This window comes from Vreelandella sp. 2A-K22 (assembly GCF_054065485.1).
On the sequence record NZ_JBSUGC010000005.1, the window covers coordinates 241,180 to 253,584 of the forward strand.

The window sequence follows — 12,405 nt, forward strand, 5'->3', positions numbered from 1 at the left end:
CATACGCTAGCTGTCCGATGGGATGAAGGCGCGTTTACATTAAGCGCAATAGTTAATCAGCGGTGTCTTAGTTGTTGAGCTGGGCTTCAATGACCGGCCAAGCGGGGTCGCCGTCAGTGGTGGTGACGTCTGCCAACATTGCTTCAATGCGTTCTGGGTGGTCGTTGATCCACTGTTCGGCGACGTCGGCAAGGTCTTGCTCTTCCTGGCCAAACGCCTGAATCATCCAGCTCTGCTCTTCAGCCGAAAAGGTAAACTGCTCAAAGAAGGTCACTACGTTGGGGGTGGCTTCAGCGTAGTCGCTGCGCAGTAGCGTCAACACATCGCTTTCACCGTTGTTCTCACCGAACAGGTCTTCAGGATCTTCCAGGTAGCGCATGGGCAGTTCAAGGTTCATCCAGTGGGGCGTCCAGCCTACCCAGACAATCGGTTCCTCACGGGAGATGGCGTCACGTGCAGCGGAAAGCATGCCCACTTCACTGGTATCGACTACCTGCCAATCACCTAACCCCCAGGTGTCGTTGTCAATGGCGTTGTGAAGAATCTCACTGGCAGCAGAGCCTGCGCCGAAGCCATAGATTTCACCCTCGAACTGTTCGCGATTCTCGTCTAGATCAGCAAAGCTCTGAATGCCACTCTCATACAGATATTCCGGCACCGCCAGGGTCATTTGCGCACCATCGACGTTATTCGCCACGTCAATCAGTACACCCGACTCCTTGCGAGGATTGAACATCTCACGCTGGGCGGGCAGCCAAGCCCCTAGAAAGGCGTCGATATCGCCGCTTTCGATACCCTGGTAAATCACCTGTAGGCCGATTTCCTGGGTGCTGGTTTCGTAGCCGAGTGGGTTTAATAGCTGTTCGGCGATGGCCGTTTTTACTGTAATGCCGGGCCAGGCGGGCACACCGAAATCAAGGGTTTGGTCGTCGGCGTGAGCCGCCGAGGCAAATAGCGCGGTAGTGGCGAGGGCAATGCCTGAGGCGAGAGGCTTGAGGTGTGTCATAGGATCTCCTTGCTAGGTTTTTGTCTGATAGGTGTTGTTGTTAAACAGTGATTATTGAATACCGCTAAACGTTACGGGCCAGCACGCGGAGGCGTGAAGCCAGCATGTCGCGGTCTAAATAGGTGCCCTGTAAATGGCGTGCGCCGCTGTTGGGATCGAACTCGCGCCGTCCGTGGAGTACGCGACGATTATCAAAAGCGACCATTTGACCAGGGCGAAGGGTGAACTCTAGCTGGTGCACTTCACTGTGGAACAGCTTCCACAATAGAGCGTAGGCGCTGTACCAGGCGTCCATCTGCTCTACCGGTAGGTGAAGGGCGTCGCGAATCCAGTTATTCAGGCGCATCTCAACCAGGTTGCCTGCGCTATCCAGAGTGATCACCGGCGCCCGCATTGAAATATCGTGGGTTTCATCCTGAAAGCGAAAATCAATCGGTGTTTCGCTAAGAATCGCCAGCGCTTCTGGAGACTCCTGGCGCAGAGCTTCTACGACCCGAGCGCCATCAGCAAATAACGATTCGCCGCCACTGGCACTGTTTTGCAGGCAGTAGAGCAACTGAATGTCTGGCGGTTGGCGCCAGTTGGGTAAATCGATATGCAGCGGCAACCCGACCGCGGTATACGCCGCGTTGTTGGGATTGGGTTTGGAGCGCACATCAAAGCGGGCGCCAAAGTTGGTGGCGCGCAGGGGGCCAATACGTTCAGCTAAGCGGCTCACTTCCTCTTCTACCAATGGGCCGTCGGTAATCAGTGCCAGCCCGTCGCGTAGCATGGCAGTTAGCCAGGCTTTCTCGCCTTGAGGGGTTAAAAAATCGCTATGGCTGATGTGCTCGGGAGTGAAGTTATCGACCCAAGGCTTAGCGTTGGGTACCGCAGAAGTCAGCTCGGCTTCCGGGCGGCGCTGGTAAAGCCAGCCGCTATGAAAGGCACTGACATGACCATCTTGCCATTGCAGGTGTAAGTGCCCATCTAGCAGAGCAACACTGGGTGGCTCAGTGATTGGGTCAAGCGGCAGGTAGAGCCTTTCCCGGGTCTGCGGATGCCGGCAGGCCGGGCAGGCGCAGTGGTCGCGCAGCCAGAGCAGGGGCAGAGTAGTTTTTTGACCATCTAGCCACTCAAGGGCAATGCCATTGTGGGCAAGCGTCGCTTGAGTGAGTACCGGGCCCGCTTGATAAGGACTTAATTCGCCCATCTCAGGGGTGTTTGCATGGGGGGGCGTTAAGGTGGTCTCTGCTGTGCTGTTCATTAAAACTCCGATTCGCTCCCTCTGTGGCATTACGTAGGGGTGTGCGTTTGTGCCAACCAGGATGCGGAGTAGCCGCAGCAGTGACAAACGATTAATCTGACCCCTAAGACATCATTTAATTTATAGGTCTCTTTTTCATGAGCCAATTACCGCCATTGTTATGGCTACAAGCCTTTGAATCTGCGGCGCGTACCTTAAGCTTTACCGCTGCAGGCAATGAGCTGGGGGTTACCCAAGCGGCCATCAGCCAGCGCGTCAGGCTGCTGGAAGACCGGGTGGGGCAAAAGCTCTTTGTTCGTCATGCACGCAGCTTAACGCTTACCCCCGCTGGGCAGGCGTGGCTGCCGAGCATTCACGATGCGTTTGTGCGTATTAGTGAGGGCACCCTGGAGGTCTTTGGCAGCACCTCTGAGCAGCCAGTGACGCTGCGTGCCACGCCGGTTATTCAGCAGTCGTGGCTGGCGCCGCGTTTAATTGCCTTCCACCGGGCTCATCCCCAGGTGTCGATTCGTGTAGTAAGTGCTATCTGGCCCGATGACTTTGGCCCCGAAGGGGCGGATATCGAGATTCGCTATGGCAAAGGGGAGTGGACGGGCGTTGAAATGCAGCCGCTAGGCGAAGAGCAACTGCTGCCCGTTTGCTCGCAGGCGTTAGCGGACACGCTTACTGCGCCGAGCGATCTGGCTGGGCATACGCTGCTGCACGCTGTCGGTTTTGGCGTGGGGTGGCCGGGGTGGCTGCAGGAAGCGGGGGTTGCTCACCTGGAAGCGCAGTGCTGGTCGCTCACTTGCGATAACCAGGTGATGACACTGGCGCTTGCTAGCCAGGGCGGTGGCGTTGCGTTAACTCACCGACGCTTAATGGAGCAGCGTAGCGATTTGGTGGCGCCTTTTGAGCTCAGTGTGCCCAGCGATGAGCGCTTCTGGTTGGTTCGCCCTAGCCGGCGCCACGTTAGCGACGAATCCGAGCTGGTATGGCGGGGGCTTTGCGATTCAATGTGATAAGTGGTTATTGCTGTTTTAAAGTCTTTTCACCAATTTCCTTGCCATTTTGGTGCAGCCGTGAAAAATGATGCGCTTTCATTGTTTAAAAAGGCGTGATCTTCATGGACTTTACTCTCCCTCCGTTGCTGACATCGCTGGTGGATCGCGGCAACGGCTTGCTCTGGGGCAGCGCGCTGATTTATCTGCTGATTGGCGCGGGTCTCTATTTTACTGTGATGACACGCGGTATTCAGCTGCGCTATTTCGGCCATATGTTTAAGCTGCTGGGCAGCTCCCGACAATCAAACGGCGGTATCTCTTCGTTTCAAGCGCTCTCAACCAGTCTGGCGGCCCGAGTCGGTACCGGTAACCTGGCGGGTGTCGCGGTGGCTATTTATTTTGGTGGCCCTGGGGCCATTTTCTGGATGTGGATGACCGCAATGGTTGGGATGGCGACCAGTTTTGTGGAGTCCACCCTGGCTCAGGCGTACAAAACAGACCACGGCGACAACACCTTCCGCGGCGGCCCTGCGCGTTATATTGAGCGTGGTTTGGGCTTGCGCTGGCTGGCTGTGCTGTTCTCTATCTGTTTGATCATTGCCTTTGGGTTAGCGTTCAACAGCGTTCAGGCCAACTCTATCGCCCAGGCCATGGAACAGGCGTTCGCCATTCCCACCTGGGCCATGGGGTTAGTTTTGATGGCTGTTGTGGCGCCGATCATCTTCGGCGGTTTGAAGTCGATTGCCAAGGTGGCTGAACTGGTGGTTCCGCTCATGGCGCTGCTCTACTTAATTCTGGCGCTGGTGGTAGTCGGGTTGAATATCAGTGACTTGCCCGCAGCGATCATGACCATTGTGCGCAGTGCATTTGGCTTTGAGCAGGCGGCCGGTGGGGCAGTAGGCTACGCGGTATCCCAGGCGATTATGAACGGCATTCAGCGCGGGCTGTTTTCCAATGAAGCGGGGATGGGCTCAGCGCCCAATGCCGCGGCCACGGCCTCTACGCGGCCAGATCATCCTGCTGCCCAGGGCTTTATTCAGATGCTCGGGGTGTTTCTGGATACCCTAGTGATCTGTACGGCCACGGCGGCCATCATCATTATGGCGGGGCCGGAGCTGATGGCGGGCGATGAGAACAACGGCATTCAGTTGACCCAAATGGCGCTTTCCAGCCATGTGGGCGATTGGGGCGGTATGTTTATCGCGGTGGCGATTCTGCTGTTTGCGTTTACCTCGGTGATTGCCAACTACTCCTACGGCGAGTCCAACATTGAGTATCTGGCCGGGCGCCGCGCCCCGGTTGCCGTGTTTATTTACCGCTTAGCGGTGCTGGCGATGATTATGATTGGCTCGGTGGCAAGCCTGGGGGCGATTTGGAACTTCGCCGACCTCTCTATGGGTATGATGGCTATTATTAACCTGGTCGCTATTCTGCTTCTCTCGCCAGTAGCTTTCGCACTCTTCCGCGACTACGAAGCGCAGTTGAAAGCGGGCAAAGAGCCTGTGTTTGATCCCAGCCTTTTTCCCAAGCTGGTTAATAAAGTCGATCCCAAGGCCTGGCCCAAGAAGTAATCAAGCTTAAGTAAACGAGCTATAGCCATTTAAACCACTAGCTGCGCCCCGCCTCGCATTTTGCGTCGCGGGGCTTTTTATTGGCCGTCACATGATTCGATTTAATCGAATACAAGTCGTAAAACGTTGCGCTTTTGCTTCTTGGAAAGCGCCGTAGAATAGCTTCCAATCCTTCCCTGTACATTTTGGAGCTTTCAATGACGACTCGTGCCCTGGTAATTACCTCTTCGATTCTGGCTGAAAACGGCCAATCCATTGCATTGGCTAATCGCTTTATTGAGCAGGCGAGCACCCGCAACGATGTAAACGTTACTCAGCGTGACGTGGTGAAAACCTCGCTCCCTCACCTGGATATTAGCGAACTGGGGGCTTGGCAGGTGGCGGCCGCAGAGCGTACCGCTGAGCAGCAGGCGTTAGCCGCGCGCTCGGACGAACTGCTGGCTGAGCTACGCGCCAATGATGTGCTGGTCATTGCGGTACCGATGTATAACCTGGGTATTCCTTCACAGCTGAAGGCGTGGTTTGACCGTGTTTTGCGTGCCGGTGAAACGTTCCGCTATACCGAAAACGGCCCGCAAGGGTTGGTAGAAGGCAAGCGAGCGATTATTCTGGCCGCGCGGGGTGGTCAGTACGCGGGTACGGAATTTGACAGCCAAACACCACACCTGAAAGCCATGCTGGGGCTGATGGGAATTAAAGAGGTTGACGTGGTCTATGCTGAAGGGCTGAATTTGGGTGAGCAGCAGCGCGAAGCTGCAATAAAAGAAGCTTTTCAAGCGATCGATCAATTGGTTGAGGGGCTTTAAGCGCGTTTAGAAGCGCTCTCAAGGCATATCTCAAAGCATAGAAGGATAATCACATGGCTCGGCCGGAATTACTCGAACAGATTTACACTATTGTCGATCAAATTCCGCCGGGCCGGGTGACGACCTATGGCCGCATTGCCGCCATGACCGAAGGTGCTACCCCACGCATGGTAGGTTCGGCAATGCGCCACCTGCCGGATGGCCACCAGTTGCCTTGGCATCGCGTGATCGCATCGTCTTTGAAGCTTGCCGATCACGGCGGCGCCGAACGCCAGCATCGTAAGCTACGCGATGAAGGGGTGTTGTTCGATGCCAAAGGCCGAGTGCCTGCGCACCTCGTCTGGCCTGATTAACCTATATAAAACGCCTTTAGAAACAACAACGCCGCCCAATTGGGCGGCGTTATCGTATATTTAACTCCTCACTCTTCCAAATTAGCACCCGATTTCCACGACCAGTCGCGCCAGCGTAGATCAAACAGATCCTTGCGGCGGTCTTTAAGGTTGGTCACCGAACCCTCGGCACGTACCACCGTTAGGCGAGTGAGATCCAAGTCCGAGAAGAAGATCATCTCGGTATTGGGTGTGGTTTCCGCCAGTACTGCATCGTGGGGAAACGCGAAGTCAGACGGCGAGAACACCGCTGATTGGGCGTACTGGATATCCAGGTTTTCAATCGAAGGCAGGTTGCCGACGCTGCCGCAGAGCACCACGTAGCACTCATTTTCGATCGCCCGCGCTTGACTGCAATGGCGCACGCGCAGGTAACCGTTTTTGGTGTCGGTCCAGAAGGGCACAAACAGAATGTCCATATCCTGGTCGGCCAGCAGTCGGCCCAGTTCCGGAAACTCCACGTCGTAGCAGATCAGGATGCCCACGCGGCCAGCGTCGGTATCGAACACCTGTAGCTCATCGCCGCCCTCGATCACCCAGTCGCGACGCTCTTGAGGCGTAATATGCAGCTTGGCCTGGCGCTCAACGGTGCCGTCACGGTGGAAGAGGTAGGCGATGTTGTAGAGTCGGTCATCGTCACCCACTTCAATCATCGAGCCGCCGACAATATTGATATTGTAAGAGACCGCCATACGCGACAGTTCAGACTTAAAACGCTCGGTGAAGCCGGCCAAAAAGCGAATCGCGCCCATTTGATCCTGCTGGGCGGCGCGGTCTTGGAGGCCCATCAACGGCGCGTTGAACAGCTCTGGGAAAACGGCAAAGTCACTCTGGTAGTCGGAGAGCGCGTCTACGAAGTACTCGATCTGCTGTAGGGCGGCCTCAACCGATGAAAACTCACGCATCTGCCACTGCACCGCGCCCACCCGCACTTGGGTCGGTTTGTTGTCGAGCACGCTGGCAGCGGGCTCAAACAGAATGTTGTTCCACTCTAACAGGGTGGCGTAACCACGCGATTGCTCATCTTCCGGCAGGTATTTGCGCAGTAGGCGCTTTACCTGAAAATCATTGGCCTGCTGGAAAGAGAGAATCGGGTCGTAGATCTCTTTGCGCGAGACTTTATCAATGTATTGGGCAGGCGTAAGTTCATCGGCGTGCTGGTGATACTCCGGAATACGCCCACCAGCTAAAATCGCCCGTAGGTTCATTGAGCGACATAGCTCTTTACGCGCTTCGTAAAGGCGGCGGCCCAGGCGATAACCGCGGTAATCTGGGTGAATCAGCACATCCAGCCCGTACATGGCGTCGCCATCCTCGTCATTGAGGATGATCTCGCGATGGCCAATCAGGTCATCGTACTTATGCGGGTTGGAAAATTCGTCGTAATCCACCTGAACGGTGAGTGCTACGCCCACCAGAAGGCCATCGTCTTCAATCGCGATTTGGCCGTCGGGGAATTCCTGAATTAATTTGTCAATGGTGCGCTTTGGCCATGCTCCGCCGATATCGTGATAGACGGCGTCCATCAATGCCTTGAGCTGATCGTAGTCATCGCTCATTAGGTTGCGCAGATTAAGATGCAGTTCTTCCAGGGACATATCAGGGCTTCCCAGCGTTAGAAATCGACGGCCATTCTAGCATTATCGGGCGCTGCTCGGCTTATCCGAGGTTAAACCACGTGCTAACGGGCGTGTCAGCGTTTGCGCCATAATGACACCCGCCAGTATCAGCAGCCCACCGGTAAAGTGGAACCCTGCCACTTGTTCACCCAAGAAGGCCATCGCAATCAGTGCGCTAAACAGTGGCATTAGGTTGATGAAAATACTCGATTGATTGGCACCGATCTGGCGAACCGCGCGCATCCACAAAAAGGTGGTGATGATCGAGGCAGGAATGCCCGCGTAGACAATCAGGCCGATATTCTGACTATCAATAGGTGTCATTGGCCCCATCAAATAAGGCGGTAACAAGAACAGCACCGCAAAACAGACCTGGGCGTAAAGCATGACCCAGGGCGGTAAATTCATCGACCAGCGTTTGAGCATCACCCCATATAGCGCGTAGCAAGTGGCTGCTACCACCATCAGCGCATCACCAAGGGCAACCTCTAGCTGTAGCAGCGAGAGCGGATTACCACGCCCTAGCAGAACGGTAACCCCCACGAAGGCCAGCACGCCGCCCACAATGCCGCCCAGGGTCGGCGGCTCGCGAAGAATCAGCGCGCTCAGCAGTACCGTTAACAACGGCACCATGGCGGCGAGAATCCCCATGTTGGTAGCGGTCGTCGTTTCTGCCGCCACATAGGCCAGCCCTTGCCATAGGCCCATGCCGAGTAGTCCAAGCAGCGCTAGCTTAGGCCACTGACGGCGAATTTCGTCGCGGTGGCGTAACGCTGCAGGGAGTACAAACGGGGTCATCACCGCAAGGGCAAGCAGCCAGCGTAAAAAAGCGATACTGCTTGGCGCGATGGCGCCTACGCTAAGCTGATTAATGGTCATATTGCCCGACCAGATAAGCACGGTGGCGAGTGGCGGCAAAAAATACATCAAGGGCATAGCAACGGTTCCTTATCGTTAGCCGGGTAATGTGACGCGAATTTGCACACTGGGCAAGGGGGAGAACGGCAAACCTGGCAATATTCAGATAGGTAAAGGTCTGTACGTTGCAGCGAGTATGTCATACGCTTGTTTGAATGCGTTTTAACACTGTTACTAATAATACCAAGGAGTACCGTGATGACCCGTGCGCCCGCCTATCCGCACCTTTTCCGCCCGCTGACCATTGGCCATTTGACGCTGCCCAACCGCGTTTTGATGGGCTCTATGCATACCAATTTGGAAGAGGCGCCCAATGGCTTTGAACGCTTAGCGGCATTTTATGCCGAGCGTGCGCGGGAGGGGGTTAGCCTGATCGTCACCGGCGGTATTGCCCCTAATGCGGAAGGCGCCGTATTCCAGGGCGCCCACGCGCTCGTTGATGAGGCGCAGTTGCCAGAACACCGCCAGGTGGCAGACGCGGTGCATGCTGAGGGCGGTCATCTGTGCATGCAGATTCTTCATGCCGGGCGCTACGCCTACTCGCCGGATTTGGTAGCACCTTCGGCTATCCAGGCGCCGATCAATCCCTTTATGCCTAGAGCACTTTCTAGCGATGAGGTTGAGCAACAAATTGCTGACTACGTTCGCTGCGCAAGCTTAGCCAAACAGGCGGGCTACGATGGCGTTGAGATCATGGGGTCAGAAGGTTATCTGATCAATCAGTTTATCTGTCAGCGTACCAACCAGCGTGACGATGAGTGGGGCGGGGCGTTTGAAAACCGGATGCGTTTTGCCGTTGAGATCGTGCGCCGTGTTCGCGAAGCGGTGGGTGAACGATTTGTGATTATCTTCCGCCTCTCGATGATTGATTTGGTCGAAGAGGGCAGCACCTGGGAAGAGGTCGTCACGCTGGGCCAGGCGATCGAAGCCGCCGGGGCGAACGTGATCAACACTGGTATCGGTTGGCACGAAGCGCGGGTGCCCACCATTGTGACCAGCGTGCCCCGCGCTGCCTTTACCGAGGTGACCCGGCGGATCAAATCAGCACTATCGATTCCGTTGATTACCACCAACCGCATCAATATGCCTGAGGTAGCCGAGCGCGTACTGGCGGCGGGCCACGCGGATATGGTCTCCATGGCGCGGCCTTTCCTGGCAGATCCCGCCTGGATACGCAAAGCCGAAGAGGGGCTGGCAGAAGAGATCAATACCTGTATCGCCTGTAACCAGGCCTGCCTAGATCACACCTTTGCCGGAAAGCTGACCTCCTGTTTGGTCAATCCCCGTGCCTGTCATGAAACCGAACTGGTTATAGAGCCCGCGCAAACCCCTAAACGTGTCGCTGTGGTGGGCGGTGGGCCCGCGGGTCTGGCAACGGCCGTGACAGCCGCTAGCCGCGGACACAGCGTGGTGCTGTTCGAACAGCGCAGTGAGCTAGGCGGGCAGTTTAACTACGCGCGTAAGATCCCCGGCAAAGAGGAGTTTAATGAAACCCTGCGCTACTACCGGGTGATGCTGGAGAAATATGCGGTAGAAGTACGTCTAAACACTACGGCAAGCGCAGAAACCCTCGCCGATTTCGATGAGGTGGTCATGGCCACCGGCGTTAAGCCCCGGGAACTCAATCTTCCAGGTCACGACCACGGCAAGGTGTTGAGCTACGCCGAAGCGATTGAATCTCCCGAGCGTGTTGGGCGTAAAGTAGCGGTGATTGGCGCGGGAGGTATTGGTTTTGATGTGTCCGAACTGCTGGCCCACCAAGGTCATCCTGCGTTGAACATAGCCGACTGGTGCGACGAGTGGGGCGTTGATTTGGCAGTCGGCGAGCGGGGCGGTTTAAAAGCGCCGACAGCGCCCGTGGTTCCCCGTGAAATTGTCATGCTCCAGCGTAAAACTTCCAAGCCTGGCAAGTATCTGGGGAAAACCACCGGTTGGGTTCACCGCGCATCGCTTAAGCAGCGGGGGGTGAAAACCCTCACCGGCTGCGAATACCTCAAAATCGACGACGAAGGGCTGCATATTCGCCGCGATGGCGTTGACCAAGTACTTGCCGTGGATAGCGTGGTGGTATGCGCCGGGCAGGAGTCAGTGCGTGATCTGCTGGCGCCGCTGGAGCGTTCGCGGGCGGCGGTACATATAATCGGCGGCGCGGATGAAGCCAGCGAGCTGGATGCCAAGCGGGCAATTGAGCAGGGCACTCGATTGGCCGCTAGCCTATAGGCTGGATATAGAGTAAATTTCATAAATCCCCATTCACCATGTTCGAGGGCAGGTTGAAGCGAGGGTCTTTCGCCATGGATGGCGAAAGTAGCGTCCATGGACGGATTCACAGCGCCCTCGCGGAAACCTGCCCTCGGCCACCGACGTGTCCCGAGATAGTTCTGTGTAGGTGAGTTGAGCGGGTGACGTTAGCCCATAAATGGCGATAGACTAAATGACTAATCTAGTTATTAAGAATAGCTAGATATTAAAGGCGCGAGTGGCACCCAGCTCGCGCCGTTCGATCGCCAGATAAAAGGACTGTCGTCATGACCTCGGAGTGTAGCCCGCGTTTTTTAGCCAGTGATAACACCTCCGGTATCTGCCCGGAGGCGATGGAATATCTACTAGAAGCCAATCGTTGCGATGACTTGGCCTACGGTAATGATCTCTGGACAGCCCGTGCCGCGGATCGCTTTCGCGAGATGTTTGACTACGACTGCGATGTCTTCTTCGTTTTCAACGGCACCGCCGCTAACTCCCTGGCACTCTCTGCAATGGGACGCAGCTACCACAGCGTTATTTGCCACGAGCTGGCGCATATCGAAACCGACGAGTGCGGCGGTCCGGAGTTCTTCTCTAACGGAGCGAAGCTGCTGACCTCTCCGGGTGCCAATGGCAAGCTAACGCCGGAAGGCATTGAGGCGCTGGTCACCAAGCGCAGCGATATTCACTACCCAAAACCTAAAGTGGTATCGCTCACGCAAGCCACCGAAGTGGGCACGCTCTACTCCCGGGAAGAGCTCATGGCGATTCGTGCCATTGCCGATAAACATGACTTGCGCTTGCACATGGACGGCGCCCGCTTTGCCAACGCTTGCGCCAGTCTAAATGCCACTCCCGCAGAAATTACCTGGCAGGTGGGAGTGGATGCGCTGTGTTTTTCGGGTACCAAAAACGGCTTAGCGTTTGGCGAAGCGATTCTGTTCTTTAACCGTGAATTAGCCGAAGATTTTTCCTACCGCTGCAAGCAGGCAGGGCAGTTGGCTTCCAAGATGCGCTTTGTCTCAGCGCCGTGGTTAGGGCTACTAGAAAGTGGTGCCTGGTTAACCAACGCACAGCACGCCAACGAGATGGCGCGCTACCTATCGGAAGGGCTGCAAGCGCTACCCGGCGTATCGCTAATGTTCCCTACCCAAGCCAATAGCGTGTTCGTTGAATTGCCGCCCCACGCTATTGAAGCGTTGAAAGCTAAAAGCTGGACCTTCTATACCTTTATTGGCGCAGGTGGCGCGCGTTTTGTATGTGCGTGGAACACCACCGTTGAATTGCTGGATGGTCTATTGGCCGATATTCGCGCGGTACTTGAGCGTTAAAGCCGTCAGTTACTCTCTTTTTTGCCGCTGTTGGGCGCTTTTGACCTAGTGATGTCGCTGCCTAAAGCAGCGACATCACTGCTTTAGCGCTTTGCGTTTATTTGAGATGCTTGGACTAACGCAACTATTCGTCTGAATAATTCTCTTATCTATATCGCTGCTGCGTTGAAGGTTTTAGTCATCACTTTTTGCTAATGCTGACTACGCTAAAAAAGCGACACCTCGTTTGGCACGCCGTTGCGAAACATTTGGCTTGACGGTGACTGCCTGGGGATGGGCCACAGGAGAG

Annotated in this window: 10 protein-coding genes; 6 read left to right on the plus strand and 4 right to left on the minus strand. The window is 55.8% G+C overall.

Annotation, left to right across the window (positions count from 1 at the left end; translation table 11 throughout):
• Positions 1-67: 67 nt before the first annotated feature.
• Positions 68-1,006, minus strand: a complete 939-nt coding sequence (locus ACW17M_RS09070; RefSeq protein WP_009287646.1) for an ABC transporter substrate-binding protein — start codon at positions 1,004-1,006, stop codon at positions 68-70.
• Between the two features lie 64 nt (positions 1,007-1,070).
• A complete protein-coding gene (locus tag ACW17M_RS09075; RefSeq protein WP_457547288.1) occupies positions 1,071-2,252 on the minus strand; it encodes a TauD/TfdA family dioxygenase in 1,182 nt (393 codons plus the stop codon).
• A 137-nt stretch (positions 2,253-2,389) separates the two neighbouring features.
• On the opposite strand from ACW17M_RS09075, the gene ACW17M_RS09080 reads away from it, so the two are divergent.
• The 4 genes from ACW17M_RS09080 to ACW17M_RS09095 all read left to right on the plus strand — a co-directional run bounded on the left by ACW17M_RS09080 (position 2,390) and on the right by ACW17M_RS09095 (position 5,965).
• Entirely contained in the window at positions 2,390-3,253 is an 864-nt protein-coding gene (locus tag ACW17M_RS09080) for a LysR substrate-binding domain-containing protein (protein WP_022522709.1), read from the plus strand.
• A 104-nt stretch (positions 3,254-3,357) separates the two neighbouring features.
• The gene (locus ACW17M_RS09085; RefSeq protein WP_457547289.1) at positions 3,358-4,806 is read left to right on the plus strand and encodes an alanine/glycine:cation symporter family protein; all 1,449 of its coding nucleotides are present in this window, start codon (positions 3,358-3,360) and stop codon (positions 4,804-4,806) included.
• 197 nt (positions 4,807-5,003) lie between these two features.
• The gene (locus tag ACW17M_RS09090) at positions 5,004-5,612 is read left to right on the plus strand and encodes an FMN-dependent NADH-azoreductase (protein WP_039859677.1); all 609 of its coding nucleotides are present in this window, start codon (positions 5,004-5,006) and stop codon (positions 5,610-5,612) included.
• 53 nt (positions 5,613-5,665) lie between these two features.
• Positions 5,666-5,965, plus strand: a complete 300-nt coding sequence (locus ACW17M_RS09095) for an MGMT family protein (protein ID WP_022522712.1) — start codon at positions 5,666-5,668, stop codon at positions 5,963-5,965.
• A 68-nt stretch (positions 5,966-6,033) separates the two neighbouring features.
• Here the strand turns inward: ACW17M_RS09095 and ACW17M_RS09100 are convergent, their stop codons facing one another.
• Positions 6,034-7,602, minus strand: coding sequence for a GNAT family N-acetyltransferase (locus tag ACW17M_RS09100; RefSeq protein ID WP_457547290.1), 1,569 nt, complete (start codon positions 7,600-7,602; stop codon positions 6,034-6,036).
• A 42-nt stretch (positions 7,603-7,644) separates the two neighbouring features.
• Entirely contained in the window at positions 7,645-8,559 is a 915-nt protein-coding gene (locus tag ACW17M_RS09105) for a DMT family transporter (RefSeq protein ID WP_009287651.1), read from the minus strand.
• A 180-nt stretch (positions 8,560-8,739) separates the two neighbouring features.
• Between ACW17M_RS09105 and ACW17M_RS09110 the strand changes: the two genes are divergently transcribed.
• Entirely contained in the window at positions 8,740-10,761 is a 2,022-nt protein-coding gene (locus ACW17M_RS09110; RefSeq protein ID WP_233974275.1) for an NADPH-dependent 2,4-dienoyl-CoA reductase, read from the plus strand.
• Between the two features lie 308 nt (positions 10,762-11,069).
• Positions 11,070-12,116, plus strand: coding sequence for a threonine aldolase family protein (locus ACW17M_RS09115; RefSeq protein WP_457547291.1), 1,047 nt, complete (start codon positions 11,070-11,072; stop codon positions 12,114-12,116).
• Positions 12,117-12,405: the final 289 nt, after the last annotated feature.